At 34.2% G+C, this 15,775-nt stretch carries 13 protein-coding genes; 5 read left to right on the forward strand and 8 right to left on the reverse strand.

Annotation, left to right across the window (positions count from 1 at the left end; translation table 11 throughout):
- Positions 1 to 151 precede the first annotated feature (151 nt).
- From EV143_RS05445 to EV143_RS05455, 4 genes are all read left to right on the forward strand, one after another.
- On the forward strand, positions 152 to 1,003 hold the full coding sequence (locus EV143_RS05445; protein WP_133506955.1) for an SDR family oxidoreductase: 852 nt from the start codon (positions 152 to 154) through the stop codon (positions 1,001 to 1,003).
- A 405-nt stretch (positions 1,004 to 1,408) separates the two neighbouring features.
- The gene (locus EV143_RS05450) at positions 1,409 to 2,188 is read left to right on the forward strand and encodes a hypothetical protein (protein WP_243739798.1); all 780 of its coding nucleotides are present in this window, start codon (positions 1,409 to 1,411) and stop codon (positions 2,186 to 2,188) included.
- A gap of 55 nt (positions 2,189 to 2,243) precedes the next feature.
- Positions 2,244 to 2,531: a hypothetical protein gene (locus EV143_RS21750; protein WP_243739799.1), complete on the forward strand. Its 288-nt coding sequence runs from the start codon at positions 2,244 to 2,246 to the stop codon at positions 2,529 to 2,531.
- A 10-nt stretch (positions 2,532 to 2,541) separates the two neighbouring features.
- Positions 2,542 to 3,303 carry a porin family protein gene (locus EV143_RS05455; protein WP_133506956.1) on the forward strand — a complete coding sequence of 254 codons (762 nt, stop codon included), beginning with the start codon at positions 2,542 to 2,544 and terminating at the stop codon, positions 3,301 to 3,303.
- A 245-nt stretch (positions 3,304 to 3,548) separates the two neighbouring features.
- Here EV143_RS05455 and EV143_RS05460 read toward each other — a convergent pair whose 3' ends face one another.
- The 4 genes from EV143_RS05460 to EV143_RS05475 form a co-directional block, all read right to left on the reverse strand.
- Positions 3,549 to 5,321 (reverse strand): RagB/SusD family nutrient uptake outer membrane protein, encoded by a 1,773-nt coding sequence (locus EV143_RS05460; protein ID WP_133506957.1) that lies wholly within the window; start codon positions 5,319 to 5,321, stop codon positions 3,549 to 3,551.
- A 3-nt stretch (positions 5,322 to 5,324) separates the two neighbouring features.
- A complete protein-coding gene (locus EV143_RS05465) occupies positions 5,325 to 8,603 on the reverse strand; it encodes a SusC/RagA family TonB-linked outer membrane protein (RefSeq protein ID WP_133506958.1) in 3,279 nt (1,092 codons plus the stop codon).
- Positions 8,604 to 8,673: 70 nt separating this feature from the next.
- Positions 8,674 to 9,594, reverse strand: coding sequence for a FecR family protein (locus EV143_RS05470; RefSeq protein WP_133506959.1), 921 nt, complete (start codon positions 9,592 to 9,594; stop codon positions 8,674 to 8,676).
- A gap of 83 nt (positions 9,595 to 9,677) precedes the next feature.
- Positions 9,678 to 10,202 (reverse strand): RNA polymerase sigma-70 factor, encoded by a 525-nt coding sequence (locus EV143_RS05475; RefSeq protein ID WP_133506960.1) that lies wholly within the window; start codon positions 10,200 to 10,202, stop codon positions 9,678 to 9,680.
- A 269-nt stretch (positions 10,203 to 10,471) separates the two neighbouring features.
- On the opposite strand from EV143_RS05475, the gene EV143_RS05480 reads away from it, so the two are divergent.
- Entirely contained in the window at positions 10,472 to 11,533 is a 1,062-nt protein-coding gene (locus EV143_RS05480; protein ID WP_133506961.1) for a phosphatidylinositol-specific phospholipase C1-like protein, read from the forward strand.
- A gap of 402 nt (positions 11,534 to 11,935) precedes the next feature.
- On the opposite strand, the gene EV143_RS05485 is transcribed toward EV143_RS05480, so the two are convergent.
- From EV143_RS05485 to EV143_RS05500, 4 genes are all read right to left on the reverse strand, one after another.
- Positions 11,936 to 13,891, reverse strand: coding sequence for a metallophosphoesterase family protein (locus EV143_RS05485; RefSeq protein WP_133506962.1), 1,956 nt, complete (start codon positions 13,889 to 13,891; stop codon positions 11,936 to 11,938).
- Between the two features lie 135 nt (positions 13,892 to 14,026).
- Positions 14,027 to 14,611 (reverse strand): chemotaxis protein CheB, encoded by a 585-nt coding sequence (locus EV143_RS05490; RefSeq protein ID WP_133506963.1) that lies wholly within the window; start codon positions 14,609 to 14,611, stop codon positions 14,027 to 14,029.
- A complete protein-coding gene (locus EV143_RS05495) occupies positions 14,593 to 15,402 on the reverse strand; it encodes a CheR family methyltransferase (protein WP_133506964.1) in 810 nt (269 codons plus the stop codon). Before EV143_RS05495 ends, EV143_RS05490 begins: the two co-directional genes overlap by 19 nt.
- 7 nt (positions 15,403 to 15,409) lie before the next feature.
- Positions 15,410 to 15,775 carry a response regulator gene (locus tag EV143_RS05500; RefSeq protein WP_133506965.1) on the reverse strand — a complete coding sequence of 122 codons (366 nt, stop codon included), beginning with the start codon at positions 15,773 to 15,775 and terminating at the stop codon, positions 15,410 to 15,412.

Genomic DNA, 15,775 nt, shown 5'->3' on the forward strand with positions numbered 1-15,775 from the left:
CTCTTATATGATCTCTGTTAAATATTACAAAATCTCTATTTATCAACCTTTTAAAGCATCTATAGGGCTATTTTTAGATTTTTTTCAGTCAACTTTTTTTTCAGATTTGGACTACTTTAGAGAATTATTAATGACTCAAAATTTGACGATCATGGAAAAAGAAAAACCAAAGAAATTTCCCGAACAAAAACAAAATCTTCCAGGTAACGAATATCAAATGAATCCACAACCGGAAATTATACGGGATAACTATGTTGGAAGCGGAAAACTTTTGGGTAAAGTAGCGTTTATAACAGGCGGCGACAGCGGTATTGGCCGAAGCGTAGCTGTACATTTTGCCAGAGAAGGCGCTAATATTGCAATCGTTTACTTGAAAGAAGATAAAGATGCACTTGAAACCAAAGCGCTGATTGAGAAAGAAGGCAAGGAATGTTTGCTCATTAGTGGAGATTTAAAAGACGAAAAATTCTGTAAATCGGCTGTTAAAAAATGCCATTCTCATTTTAAGAAATTAAACATTGTGGTAAATAATGCGGCGATACAATTTCCTCAAACCGAATTAGAAAAAATTACGGCAACACAGCTTCACAAAACATTTGAAACTAATATTTATCCGTATTTCTATATTTCAAACGCAGCATTGCCTCTATTATCAGAAGGCGATACAATAATCAATACAAGCTCGGTTACCGCTTATCGCGGAAGTGAACATCTTGTAGATTACGCCAGTACAAAAGGTGCGATTGTAAGTTTTACAAGATCACTGTCGACAATGTTAGCCAAAAAGAAAATACGAGTAAATGGAGTTGCCCCCGGGCCAATCTGGACACCATTAATTGTAGCAAGTTTCGACAAACTCTCTGATTTCGGGAAAGATAATCCGATGGAAAGAGCCGGTCAGCCATCAGAAGTTGCGCCTGCATACGTTTTTCTGGCTTGCGAAGATAGCAGTTATATTACAGGGCAATTTATTCATATTAATGGTGGAGAAATTGTGGCTTAAATGGTTTGCCACGAATTACACTAATTTTCACTAATTTATTTTATTTAGAGAAGTCTTAAAAAGAAAGCGGATATAATTAAATTGAGTATATCCGCTTTTTTTATTTTGAGGCGCAATCTTTTTTTCTAGGACAAAAGAACGTTTCTCTTTTATCCTTTTTTTCTTTTATAACCTATCTACCTCATTTTAAGCGCTCTATTGTATCAAAAATTGAATAATATTAGAAAAAAATTATACATGGAAAAAAATTTTAGTTAACTTTAACAATAATTACCATATAAAAAACTACACGCCTGTAAATCTATTTCTATTATTTCAAATAATAATTATCAGCCATTAACCTAAGATTACATTACTACCTATTTATTTTAAGCAGTTTTATTAATCTCATCAAACTCCAGACAAATGAAATATAACCCACTAATATCAGCCTTTTTTTTATTTTTTAGTATACAGTTTTTCGGTCAGGTTTACACCGAAAAAATAATAGGTGAAAAGAATAAAGAACTCAAAGACAGTCTTAAAGTTGAAAAATATCCCTATGCATTGCCTATTTGGGGAGAAAAAGTAGCCCAAAAAGGATACAAATTACCTTATTCAGCCGGAATCTCGGTAAATTACTTTTGGCAGGATTCTGAAATTGTTATAAGCAATTTAAATGTTGGTTTTAATAATGGTCCGATGTTTAATTTAGATGAAATTGTACGATTTGACAAATCTTCTGTTGAAGCCGGTGCCATAACTATTAGACCAGACATTTGGCTACTTCCATTTTTAAATGTGTATGGGATTTTTGGAAAAGCAACTCCAACAACCAAAATCAATGCAGGAATCTGGATTCCTGACGCAGATAATAACTGGTCGCAAATTGCCAGTTTTAATACCAAGGCTAATTTTAGTGCGACAACATTCGGTCTTGGTTTAACGCCAACTATTGGTATTGGCGGCGGTTGGCTGGCTCTTGATATGAACATGTCCTGGAGCGATGTAAGTGCTTTAGACAAACCTGCATTTTCTTATATATTCGGACCCCGTTTGGGTAAAACTTTCAAATTGCATAAACCGGATAGAAATGTAGCTTTATGGGTTGGTGGTTTTAGAGTGCATATTTCGGGTGACACAAAGGGAAATATAAACTTATCCGACGTTTTACAATTAGACGGAGCTCAGGAAAAAAGTAGATAATGGTTTTACCAGAGTAGCCGAAAATCAAACCAAAGTTGATAACTGGTGGGATAATTTGACACCTGCGCAACAGGCAAATCCGGTAAATGTTGCGAAACACGATACGGCAAACAGAGCATTGGAAAGTGCCGGAAATTTTTTAACAACTTTAGACGGTGCTTTAAGTACAGCCGAATCTTCTACAGTACAATATTCGCTTCAAAAAAAGCCAAAAGATATGTGGAATTTTATTATTGGTACACAATTTCAATACAATAAGCATATTATGTTCAGGCTGGAAACTGGTTTTTTAGGCACTCGTACGCAAGTTTTAGGTGGCGTTCAGTATCGTTTTGGACTTTAACTTCATCACCATGAAAAAAGGTTTATTTATACTTAGCACTTTGTTTTGCATGACAAGTGCACAATCTCAAGTTTTAATTTCATTACTTTTTGGGGATAAACTTAATTCGCCTTTTTTGGAATTTGGTTTAGATGGAGGACTTAACTTTTCGACTATTTCAAATTTAGATACTTCAGGAACTCAGGTTGGATTTAACCTTGGTTTTTATTTCGATATAAGATCAAAAAAAAATCCGGCCTGGATGATTAATACCGGCGTAATTGTAAAATCGCCAATGGGCGCGCACGGATTACCTGTTTATTCGTTAAATGATGCCAATTTAGATAATACGTTTGCCGGTGGAAGTGTCAATCGGGAAATTCGGTATTTTAATGTTCCTATTTTAATCAAATATCAATTTAAAAATAATATTTATCTTAAAACAGGTCCACAATTAGGATTATTAGCCAAAGCTTTTGATAAATTTGAAAAAGAATACAATGGCGATGATGTGGTTTACAAACACAATATCAGAGACCAGATTCATGTAATCGATGCCGGAATTGCATTTGGTGCGGGTTATCATATGAATGTTGGAAACGGCCTTAATATTACCGTTCAGTATTATCTCGGATTAGTTCCTGTCATGAAAGGCGATTTATATCCGGATCAATACAACAGATCGTTGTATGTAACTGCAGGAATACCAATAGGAAAAGGAAAAGCTGCCCAAAAAAGAGCCGAAAAAGAAGCGGAAATGAATAAGGTAATTCTTCCTGAAGATGAGAAATAAAAACGTTGTGTTTATTTTTTTAACACATAGAAACATAGATTTTTTAATTTGAAAAAAAGCGTTTCACTTGTAATAAAACTCATAGCGTTGCTTTGTGAAAAAGTACAGAGCTATGAGTTTTATTACAAGTGAAAACGACTTTCTCTACTATGTAAACTATGTTTCTATGTGTTAAATATAAATATAAAAGCCTGCTCAAATTAATGAGCAGGCTTTTGACTTAAAAAATAAACTAACACAAAAACTTAATTATATCCTTGATTTTGTTTAAACACTTTTTGATCTATAACAGTTTGCGGAATTGGAAATAGTCTTCTAAAAGGTTGAGAAGCAGCTTTTGCAGTTCCGGCTAAATCGAATTTTCCAAAACGAATACTTTGTGGTCTTCTTTGTAACTCCCAGTACAATTCAAAACCTAATTCTTTATACAATTGCTCTGAATCTAAAGCAGTAAGCGCTTTTCCAGGAGCATTTGCATATAATGATTCTCTTTTTCTGCTTGTACGCAATTTGTTTAAATCGTCCATTGCAGCACCTACAGCTCCTTTTCTAAAATATGCCTCAGCTCTCATTGTATAAATTCCACCTAAACGGAATAACGGAATATCAACATTACTGTTACCGTTTCCTCCTTCAGGATCAAATTCATATTTAAAAACACGAGCTCCCTGATTGATTTCATTTTGAGCAAAAACAGATTTAGTAGGATCTGCAAATGTTAATGATGGGGTAAAATTCATTCTTGTACCAGTACTTTTTTCCATAAATAACGGAGAAACTTTGATACGGTTACCTACCATTTCAAGAGATCCTGAAGGTAATAATATTGGACCGTATTGAAGTCCTGCCTGGATTCCTCTGTTGAAATGGAACCAAGGCAACGCCGGGCTACTTTTAGGTACAATATCGGTTGCGGGAACACTTACATCTGTACCATCGTTCATAAACCATGTACCATCAGCATATTGATAATGTTGTTCGAATCGTGGATCGTCATGATTACCATCCCAGCTTGCATAGAATTCAGGTGTTATACAAGCTGCATTTGTTCCTCTGTTTGCTGCAGACGCTCTTTGGTTACGCTCCATGCACACATAAGCAAAACTGTTTGAACCGTTACGGATGTAATCTATTTTTTGGGAAATTGCGAAAATAAGTTCTTTACCATTATTGTTATCTCTTGCAAAGTTTTTGAAAAAGTCACTTTCTAAACTAAATTTTCCTGAATCGATTAATAAAGAAGTGTAATAAATAACACGATCCATATCTGTTCCTGTGCTGCCTGTTACAGCAGGTTCATTAAAATTGAAATTTGATGACGCATTGTAACGATCTTTAAATACAGCACGATTTAAATACATGTTGGCTAAAAAAGCATAAGCGGCTTGTTTGGTAAATCTTCCCTGATAGGTTCTCTGCGTTCCAATATCAGCTAAATCAGGAATTAAAGCCTCAACATCTGTAATTAATTTATCTATTTGAGTATCTGCTTTTAAAATTTGTAAAGTTGCTTTTGGATCCATTGGATCTTTATATGGAGCCTGTCCGTATAAATCCAAAGTGGTATACATGTAAAAAGCCATAAGTGCTTTTGCTTCTGCAGCAAATAATTTCTTTTCAGGATTTGAACTTTGTTCAGCCGATTGTATAGCTGTTATACAACGTGTAATACCATTTGTTAATAAATCCCAGTTACCTACAATGATTGAATTAGTAGAGCTCCAGGTAAATTCGTGCATATCTCTCCATTTTCCGCCATCTCCCCAGTCACTTCCACGAGTTGGTAAAATAGCTTCATCTGTAGTGTATTCCTGCATGGCAAAAATGGCTCCGTGATCAACGAAAGTTCCGTCACCCAATCTGTCATAAGCGGCAGCAAGTGAACCCGCAGGATCTGAAACTGTATTTCCAGGTATTTCATCTAAAAAAACTTCATCCAGATCAGTACAGCTGTTTAGAAGAAAAATAAAAGAGAATAATGTTAAAAATTTTATGCTTAAAAATGTCTTTGTCTTCATAATTTATAATTTTAAAGTTGCTCCTAAACTGAACGTTCTCGAAGTTGGATAAGCTGCGTAATCAATTCCAATAGATTGGTTTCCGTCGGTTGCTTTAGGAGTATTTACTAATGGATCAAATCCTGTATAATTTGTAATTGTAATTAGATTATTTCCTGTAACATACAGTGTTAAGCCATTAATCCAGTTCAATCCTTTCAAATCAAAATTATAACCTATACGTGCCGCATTTAATCTTATAAAGTCAGACTTTTCTAAGAAAAGCGTAGACAAAACTGGTGAGTTTGTTGGGTTTGCTCCTGACTCATAATATCCTGTTGCCACGTTACGATCTGATGCTAAGTTATTGATGTTTAAAGCATTCAATCCTGTATTATTCAACAAATAACCGCCTGTTTGTCCAATAATTGAGAATGAAAAACTAAAGTTTTTATATCTCATATCACTGTTGAAACCGTAATAAAAAGTTGGTAAAGCTCCTTCAATAATAATCCTGTCGCTGTTATCAATTTTACCGTCTCCATTCTGGTCTTTAAATACGTTTGCTCCATTTTGATCAAAACCAGTGTGCTCTAACAAATAGAATGAACCTGCCGCATAACCGCTTTTGTAAATATTAGCATTAACACCTGATTGTCCAGGACCAGAAATAGCACCTGTTAAGATTTCTGAAAGCGGTAAGTTTTCAATTTTGTTGTTTAATGTTGATCCATTCACATCAACATTCCAGCTGAAATCTTTTCTATCGATGATTTTAGAACCCAGCGTAATCTCAATACCCTTATTAACAATTTTACCGTCAATATTTGTCCAGATAAATTTTGTCTGACTCAAAGGAGTTGAAGGTATATACAAAATAGCATCTGTAGTTGTTTTATTAAAATAGTCTACAGTTCCATAAAATTTGTCATTCCATAAATTAAAATCAAGACCTATATTATATTGTGTAACAACTTCCCATTTTAAATCTGGATTTGCTGTTCTGGAAACAGAAACACCATTTACAAGATTTAAATCATCATATAAATAATATCCGTCCGGGCCAGCCAAAGAGTAACTTGCCTTAGTTTGTTTATTTGGTACTTCTTGATTTCCTGTTTGTCCCCAACTTGCTCTAAGCTTTAGGTTATTGATTGTTTGAGAATCTTTCAGGAAATTTTCATTAGAAATATTCCATCCTACAGCAAATGAAGGGAAATAACCATATTTGTTATTATCTCCAAAACGTGTAGAACCATCAGCTCTCATAGAAGCTGTCAATAAATATTTATTATCAAAAGTGTAATTTAATCTTCCGAAATAAGATTGCAATTCGTTTTCCTGAGCATAACCTGTTGTACCAGACTGCGTTCCTGCAAAACCTGGATTAATAGATGGTTTTACACCTGCTCCTTGCGCTGAAATTCCATCAATACTGAAACTTGTTCCTGATCTTTCAAATTTTTGATAAGAGAATCCTCCAAGAACTTCAATTTTATGTTTATCTAGTGTCTTATTATAAGTTAGATAATGCTCAACCAATGAATTTTTTGAATCAAGATTGTTCTGAGCATATTTACCTTTTGGATTTAAATCGGTAAGGTTTGCATAAATTGTGGTATTTCTTTCTGATGTAGAGCGATCAATACCAATATTTAATTTATATTCTAATCCGTCGATAATTCTGAAAGAAGTCTCTAAATTTCCTAAAACTCTTAGTGTACGCGTTTGATCCTCATAAATACTTAATAAATAAGCAGGATTATAATGTGCGTTCATGTTGAAGTTTGTGTACTTTCCGTTAGCATCAAAAACTGATCTTGTTGGGTTCGCCATTAAAGTATGCACGATCAATTGCCCGTTAGAACCACCGTCATCACTTACAGGAACACCATCATCTGTAGTCTGGCTCGCAGTAAGATTTAGTTTCACTTTTAAACGTTTGTTGTCTAAAAATGATTCGGCAGCATTAATTCTACCTGAAAGACGTTTGAAATTACTGTTATGAATAATTCCTTCCTGATCCATTTGTGCAACAGATGCATAATAATTTCCTGATTCTGTTTGTTTAGAGAAAGACAAAGCGTTATTGGTAGTGATCGCAGATCTAAAAATTACATCCTGCCAATCTGTGTTTCCACCATGATCAAATGCTTTATCTTTTATAGCGTTTCTATATTGGCCTGCATCTAAAACATCTAATTTGTGAGCAACAGAAGAAACTCCCATATAAGAGTCAAAAGTTAATGTTCCTTCGCCTTTTGATCCTTTTTTAGTAGTAACCAAAACAACTCCATTAGATCCTCTTGCTCCGTAAATAGCTGCAGCAGATGCATCTTTTAAAACCGTAATCGATTCGATATCACTTGTATTCAAAAAGTTTAATGGATTTTTTGCTGTTGAACCTCCAAAACCAACATTAGTACCTGCCGGACTTGTATCATCATTAGACAATGGCATACCATCAACAACAAACAAAGGTGTACTTCCGCTTCTGATAGATCCAACTCCACGAATGGTAACATTTACACCTGCTCCAGGTTCTCCGCTTGTATTAACAACACGAACACCCGCAACTTTTCCCTGCAGTAAATTATCTACAGAAACATTTACACCTTGCTTAAAATTAGCAGCTTCTAGTTGCGTAACGGCTCCGGTTACATCTTTTTTAGATTGCTTACCATAACCTACAACCACAACTTCGCTCAATTCTGATGTATTTGGCTCTAACTGAATCGTCATGAACTTGTTTTGAGCTCCAACTGTTTTGGTTTTATAACCTAAGTATGAAACTTCGATTGTTGCACCTTCTGTTACTGAAAGTTCAAATTCACCATCAAAATTAGTTGTTGTTGCATTTTTTGTAGCTGTTTCTAAAACTGTTACACCTGGCATTGGCACACCGTTTTCATCTACAATTTTTCCTTTTGCTCTAATTTTTTCTGCTGATTCTGAAATTTTTGAAGGAGCAGTTTTCTGAATTAAAACTAATTTTCCGTTGATGTTGTAATTGAAATTCGCTTTTTTAGAAAGGTCGTTTAAAATTACAGTTACAGATTCGTTAGTATAATTCACCGTGTAAACCGTATTATCAGAGATAATTGCTTGTCCGTAACTGAATTTGTAATCAGTTCTTTGGCTTAATTTCGAAAAAATAGAAACCAATGTTGCTTTTTCTATTTTATTATCTACATTTGATTTTTTGTAATGGGTTGTACTGTAACCAATTTGAACGGTCAGTAACGCCAGGGCTAAAAAGAAAATTCCTTTTAGAAGATTTAAATTGATTCGTTTAAAATACATGATTTAAGTTGTTGGTTTTTCGATACTTAATTATTAATCGCAGTTGTTCTCAGCAACTGCTTTTTGTTTTTTAGTTCACTTTTATTATCTTGTCATATACATTAAATTTTAAGTTTGTGATATAATTTATTTGTTTTAAGATACTTTCTAAAGAGGCGTTTTTTTCGATAAACACCGTAACAGGAACCGTCAGAACCGATTTATTTTCGAATTCGAATGTTACTCCGTACTTATATTGCAAAATGGTAATTACTTGTTGCAGTGTGGTTTCATTTAACGTAATATCAGTGGTATACCAATTAATTACAAATGCTTTATCTACAGGAAGTCTGGTTAGTTTGTCGCCAGAAAACAATGCTTCTTCATACGGTACTAAATCGACACTTTGCCCTTTTGAAGAAACATTTACTTTTCCAGTTACGACAATAACTTCACACTTTGATTTTGATAACTGAATATGGAATGAAGTTCCTAATACTCTAGTTTTAATTTCTCCTGACTGAATGATAAAGGGATGTTTTTTATCTTTTGCTACTTCAAAAAAAGCATTTCCTTTTAAAAGCGAAACTTTTCTTTCGTCTCCCAGAAATTTTTCAGGATATTGAAATAATGAATTTGCTGCCAGATAGATTTTCGAGCCATCACTTAATTTGATAGATTTGGGGGCATCTGATGTTTTAAATGTTAATTGCTTTTCGTTAGCAATACTTGGTTTATAGAAAAATCCTAAACCAACAAGAAAAAGAATACTGGCAGCGGCTGTATATTTTAAATACGGAAAAGATTTTTTCTTACCCATTCGAAGTTGAATTCCTTCGTATATATTTTTAGAAACTTCGTCTGAATTTCCCATAGAAGCATCGTCCCATTTTGAATTCTGATATTCGTTTAATGCAAAATTATTCAACAGATCTTCTTCTGCTCTTGATGTTTTATTTCGGGAACTTTTGTCAAGTAGGCGTTCCAGACTGTGTTTGATTCTCTTTATCATAATACTTATTATTACAAGTAAGTACAAGAATCATAAAATCGTACTATCCGGAAATATTATGAAACCATTAACAGAAAGTTATCTTAAAAATTATGACTAAAAATAACTATTGGTGCCATCCACGCTACGTCTTTAAGGCCTTCACGCAATTGTTTTAATCCGGAAGAAATTTGATTTTTAACGGTTTGTTTAGAAATTCCGAGTTCATCAGCAATTTGATCAATCGACATATCCTGCATTTTGTACATCAGTAAAACTTCTTTTCTTTTTTCCGGAAGTTTGTCTAATAAAGAATAGAGAACCTCTAAAACTTCGGGATCAATTGTCGCAAAATGATCAATTACATAATCTTCAAATTTATCCTCGAGAACCGTCTTATCAAACTTATTATTTTGGTAATGTTTGAAAACCTGATTTTTTACCGCACGAAACAAATAAGGTTCAATTGCATTGATATTGAGTTCGTCTTTTCGCTCCCACAAATCAATAAAAACATCCTGAACAATGTTCTGAGCCAAGTCTTTATCCTGAGTCATCGTATACGAAAAAGCATTCAGCTTTTTCCAGTATTCAGTATACGTTTTCTCAAAGATTTCAGGTGTATTCATAGTTTATTTTGGTAGGATTTGCTGATGTAAAATAATAAAATGTTGTACCATTGTTTTTTTCCTGAAGGTTATCTTTAAATTAAGGAATGCCTGTATTTGTTTTATTAATACTACTTTTTTAAGCCGAAATGACACTCACTTTGCGATTTCTTTTTTTTTATGTAACACAAAAATCAAATCTTGATTCTAATTTAGTAATCTCAAAAAACGACAAAGTTCACTTGTCTTGTCCCCACTCTATTTTTATTAATTCCTATTTACTTCAATCTATGAAACGAATTCTGTTTACATTATTAATTACTATTGCCGTAACTTATAATTCTCATGCTCAAAGCGATGATTTAAAAATAAATCAATTACAAGTTATCGGCTCTCATAATAGTTATCGCCACGCCATTGAACCTGATTTATTCAATTTGATTCAGGCGAAAGACACTACACGTTCTTTAAAAGGTTTACAATACACGCATATTCCTCTTACAGACCAATTAAATAAGGGCTTAAGAAGTCTGGAGATTGATGTTCAGGGTGATGATCAAGGCGGGAAATTTGCACATCCAAAAGGTTTGGATCTCGCAAAATCGCAAGAAGCTTATGACCCAAACGGAGAAATGAAAAAACCGGGTTTTAAAGTTTTTCATATGATTGATATCGACTTTAGAACTTCCACTTATACGCTTCAAAGCTGTCTTGCAGAACTAAAAAAATGGTCTGACGCAAATCCTGATCACGTTCCGGTTTTTATTACGCTGGAGCCAAAAGATGACGATAGTTATTTAGGTACAAAAGCAGAGAAATTTACACCTGAATTGTTCGATGCTTTAGATAAGGAACTTCGAAAAGGTTTAGGAAATAAACTAATTACACCGGATATGGTGCGTGGAAAATACAAAACGCTGGAAGAAGCGGTTTTAAACAATAATTGGCCAACATTAAAAAAAGCCAGAGGAAAGTTTTTATTTATTTTAGATAACAACGGAGCCAAAAGAGATTTGTATGCTTTGAATCACCCTTCACTAAAAGGGCGCGCGGTTTTTATCAATGCAGAACCTGGAAAACCGGAGGCTGCGACTTTATTCAGAAACAATGCTGAAGATCCTGCTATTGCTGATTTAGTTAAAAAAGGATACATAATTCGCACCAGAGCCGACTCTGATACTAAAGAAGCCCGAGCAAATGATTACACGCATTTTGAAGCGGCTAAAAAATCAGGAGCGCAAGTTATTACTACTGATTATTATTTACCAAGCACGTTTTTCAATTCGCCTTATCAAGTTAAATACGATGATGGGACTTATGTGAGAGTAAATCCGGTTAATGGAGGAAAATAGTTTTGAGTCTAGATAAAATTTAACCGCAAAGTTCGCAAAGGTTTACGCAAAGTTCGCAAAGTTTTAATTTAGAAAGCTTTGCGAACTTTTTGTTTATTAAAAGCGTTTTGTTTGTTTCACGCAGATTTTGCAGATTGCTTCGCCTGTTCGCTATCGCTCGGGTGAGCAGATTTTTTATATTCTATTTTGCTAACTAACTACGACAAGGTGTGTCATTGCGAGGAACGAAGCAACCACATTTGCAAAATCAAACTTTTCGGTTTGTTAGTGTGGTTACTTCGTTCCTCGCAATGACCTAAAATGAGAAAAAAATCCGTTTAAATCAGCGTTTTCGCTTTAGCGAATCGGTGTTATCAGCGTTCTAAGCTTTGCGTTTGCTGAACATAATGCAAGTAAGAAACCCTAGCGCTCTTTGCGGCTAATATCCCCAGTTTTCAAATCTACAGTAAAATGATCTGCGGGAACTTCATGCATGAATTTATTGAAGATTATCAAAAACAATCGCATTTGGTTTTGCAAAGGTTTTTCTTTTGCATTATCATCTTTATGATTCTCGAAAAACAAATTTGAAAGTACCTTATAAACTTTCGCTCTTTTTTCTCCAACATCAACTAAAGCCAATTCATCGGCACTTCTGAAACGATAAAAATCTACCAGAAAATCATACCCTGCCCAGTTCAAATCTTGTTTTTTGAGCTTGTTTTCGGCTAGAATTTTGGTTGTTTTAAGTTGAGCTTCTTCCCATTGTTTTTGAAAAGTTTCTTTGTTTTTGAGAATAACATCAAAATCTTTATCGGATTGCATATTAGCTAAAGTGAATAAATCTTCACCGGAAACATTCAAAATAAAACTCTTAAAAGCTGCTGGCCAATCATCTGCTAAAAACCGTAAACGGACTAATTCTTTCAAATGGAAATCAGTAAAATCATGATAGTTTTTGGTTTTTAGAATGTCGATATTCCAAATATCTTTTGTTTTTTGATTTTGTAAAAACTGATATTCCATTTTATACAAATCGAAAAGTTCGTCGAATCTCTCGACTTTATCAATTGTTATGGTTTGAATATCAACCAAATTATCTTTTTTAATCGTCAATAATTTGTATGCCGGAATATACGCCGCCAAAGATGGCGTTTGAACATTCACCAACGTATTTCCTTTTGCCGTAGTGCGCGTTCCTGTATCGTTAATGTGCATGTGACCGCCAAAATGAATTTTAAGTCCCGCATCTGCAAAAACCTGTGCAACTTCTTCGACCGGAACGCGGTTTAATTGCCATTTGTTTGGGCCAAGAAGCTCTTTTATTTCCGCGGAAGCGTCATCATTAAAATCAATCATCGGGAAATGACTAAATGCTATTAATGTTTTGCCTTGTTGTTTGGCTTGCGCCGAAATTTCTTCGACCCATTTTATAAGATGTTTTTTGTTTGAAAGCACATTGTTGTAACCTGTACTGGCTTCTGAGTAATTTTTGGGATCTTTGGCGTCTGCCGTTGCTTCTTTCTTCGGAATATAAACGTTTCCGTCAATCGCCATTAGCCAAAGTCCGTCAACAGGTTCTACGACATAACTTACGTCCGGAACTTCATAGCCTGGCGCCACATTATAAACTCTGTTTGATAGCAAAGCAGCTTGAGAAGCTTTTTCGAAACTATAATCCTGACTGTTGTACGTTGCAAAAGGCGTCGACCAGAATTTGTATTTTTTGTCCGGATAAAAACCAAAATCTTTTAATCCGTTTGTAATTCCTAAATAACCCATTTTAGCAATATCGGCTGTTACAACTACAGGCTGTTCAGTCTTTAAATTCGGCTTATATAAGTCGATTTTGCTATAAATGGGCTGGTTTTTACCTTCATTTCCCAAGAAATCTTCTTTACCTGATTCTTGTGCAAAAGGTCCAACGGGATCGTGATTTCCTGTTGTAATAAAAAATTCTATGTTGTATTTTTTTCTGTATTGATTTAAGATTTCTTCTAAACCGCGAACGTGAATTGGCTGTCCGTCATCTGTATAATCACCCGGAAGCGCGACGTATTTAATTTTTCGCTTTGCGATATCTTCTAAAGCGGCAATAAAGGCAAAGTAATTTTCATTGAATATTCTGGTAGAATGCAGTTGAGAAGCCATAGTTCTCATCAAAGTATATTTTCCGGTTTTTGGATTTAAAATACCTCGATAGTCATTGTCTGAAAATTTCCCAAAAAGATCCTGTAAATGTACATCAGACAAAAAAGCAACCTGAACGCCTTCGAGATTCTTTTTTTGTGCTGAAATACTAAAATTGATGAAGAATACAAATAGAATAAGAAATATTGAAATGCTTTTTTTAGATGGAAATATACTTTTTGAAATCATGGATAATCTTTTTTGCAAATGAAGAATTCTTGATTTGTTTTTGAAGTCTTTCTAAAAAAACAATTTGCAATTTTATCGATTTAAACTCAGATTGGGTTTAAACTATTGTTACCGAATGATAATCTTTAAGAGAAGTTATTTATTTACAGAAAGTATAAATTTCAATATTCCGTCAACATCTAATATAAAATCGGGAGTTGTATTTACAATAGCGTTATTTGGCATAAAAGGCATATCTGCAGAAGCGGGATCCTGAACTATAATTACGCCCCCTGCTTTGCTAATTGCTTTTAAACCTTCGGTTCCGTCAGAATTAGAACCTGATAGTAGAATTCCGACTAAGGTATCTCCGTAAACTTCTGCAGCCGATTCAAAAGAAACATCGATACTGGGTCTGCTGTAATTTATTTTTTCTGAAGTATCAAGGGCAAGAAATTCACCTTTTTCAAATAATAAATGATAGTTTGATGGTGCAATATAAATAAAGCCCGGCAATAGCGGCATTTTATCTTCTACGGCTTTTACGGTTATTCTTGTTTTTAGTTTTAGTAATTCTTCTAAAGTTAAATCATCTGTGCTTCTTCTGTGAAGTACTATTACCAGGGCAAACGCATTTAGTGCCGAAATATCAGGTAAAATCTGCAATAATGCATTCAGACTTCCCGCTGATCCTCCAACAATAACTACTTTACATTTTGGTATTATTTGATCTTCCTCCATATTTTTTCTTTCTCTAACTGTTTGTATTTAGTTGTAGATATAGAATATTTTATTGTTTCTTTAGTTCCTAACGCCAGAAAACCTAACATTGACAAACTTTCGTCGAATAAATTAATAACTCTTTTTTGCAAATCGTTGTCGAAATAAATCAACACGTTGCGGCATAAAATAAAATCAAACTCATTAAATGAAGTGTCTGAAACTAAATTATGTTGTGAGAAAACCATTTTTTCAGCCAAATCTGCATTAAACTTTGCAACACCATAATTGGCAATATAATAATTCGAAAAATCTTCCAACCCTCCGGCTTCGCGATAATTTTCTGAATATTCTTTCATAGCGCGCAACGGAAAAATTCCTTTTTTGGCTGTTTCCAGAACTTTTGAATTTATATCTGTTGCGTATATCAAGGCTTTATGAAGAAGTCCGGCTTCTTTCAATAAAATTGCCATCGAATACACTTCTTCGCCGGTTGAACAGCCGGCATGCCATAAACGTATAAAAGGTTTTGTGGCTAATAATGGCAATATTTCGGTTCTGACTACTTTATAAAAATGCGGATCACGAAACATCTCTGTAACATTTACCGTAATTTCGTCAATCAAATTTTTATAATAATCGGCATCGTACCTCACTTTAGATAGAAATTCATAGAAATTTTTGAATCCGTCTAAATGGTAAATTCTGTTTACGCGCCTTTTTAAAGAAGCTCTGGAATAACTTCCAAAGTCAAAACCATAATATTCGTAAATATCATTTATAAGGGTTTCTAACTCAATGTCTTCTATCATAATACATTCAAATTTTGCTTAATGCCTTAAGCAATTTATCTACATCAATTGGTTTAGATACATAGTCGTCTGCTCCGGCTTCAAGACATTTTTCTTTATCTCCGGTCATGGCCTGCGCCGTAACTGCAACTACTAATACATCTCTGCGTGATGGTATTTTTTTAATTATTGGTATTGCATCATACCCATCCATTTCAGGCATCATCATATCCATTAAAACAGCATCGATAACTTCATCAGTTTCCAGCAGTTTTATGGCTTCTTCGGCGCTTAAACACGATAAACAATCAAATGATTTAGCTCGAAGCGTATTTACCAACGCAAAAATATTTCGAGGATCGTCATCAATAATTAAGACTCGCTTTTTATTCAT

Source organism: Flavobacterium chryseum (assembly GCF_004362015.1).
GTDB lineage: Bacteria > Bacteroidota > Bacteroidia > Flavobacteriales > Flavobacteriaceae > Flavobacterium.

Excerpts from the sequence above, each read along its gene's own strand:
- EV143_RS05495 (WP_133506964.1), bottom strand. The coding sequence starts at position 15,402 with ATGATAGAAGACATTGAGTTAGAAACCCTTATAAATGATATTTACGAA.
- EV143_RS05480 (WP_133506961.1), top strand. The coding sequence starts at position 10,472 with ATGAAACGAATTCTGTTTACATTATTAATTACTATTGCCGTAACTTAT.
- EV143_RS05490 (WP_133506963.1), bottom strand. The coding sequence starts at position 14,611 with ATGGAGGAAGATCAAATAATACCAAAATGTAAAGTAGTTATTGTTGGA.
- EV143_RS05465 (WP_133506958.1), bottom strand. The coding sequence starts at position 8,603 with ATGTATTTTAAACGAATCAATTTAAATCTTCTAAAAGGAATTTTCTTT.
- EV143_RS05475 (WP_133506960.1), bottom strand. The coding sequence starts at position 10,202 with ATGAATACACCTGAAATCTTTGAGAAAACGTATACTGAATACTGGAAA.
- EV143_RS05460 (WP_133506957.1), bottom strand. The coding sequence starts at position 5,321 with ATGAAGACAAAGACATTTTTAAGCATAAAATTTTTAACATTATTCTCT.
- EV143_RS05455 (WP_133506956.1), top strand. The coding sequence starts at position 2,542 with ATGAAAAAAGGTTTATTTATACTTAGCACTTTGTTTTGCATGACAAGT.
- EV143_RS05485 (WP_133506962.1), bottom strand. The coding sequence starts at position 13,891 with ATGATTTCAAAAAGTATATTTCCATCTAAAAAAAGCATTTCAATATTT.
- EV143_RS05470 (WP_133506959.1), bottom strand. The coding sequence starts at position 9,594 with ATGATAAAGAGAATCAAACACAGTCTGGAACGCCTACTTGACAAAAGT.
- EV143_RS05500 (WP_133506965.1), bottom strand. The coding sequence starts at position 15,775 with ATGAATAAAAAGCGAGTCTTAATTATTGATGACGATCCTCGAAATATT.
- EV143_RS05450 (WP_243739798.1), top strand. The coding sequence starts at position 1,409 with ATGAAATATAACCCACTAATATCAGCCTTTTTTTTATTTTTTAGTATA.
- EV143_RS05445 (WP_133506955.1), top strand. The coding sequence starts at position 152 with ATGGAAAAAGAAAAACCAAAGAAATTTCCCGAACAAAAACAAAATCTT.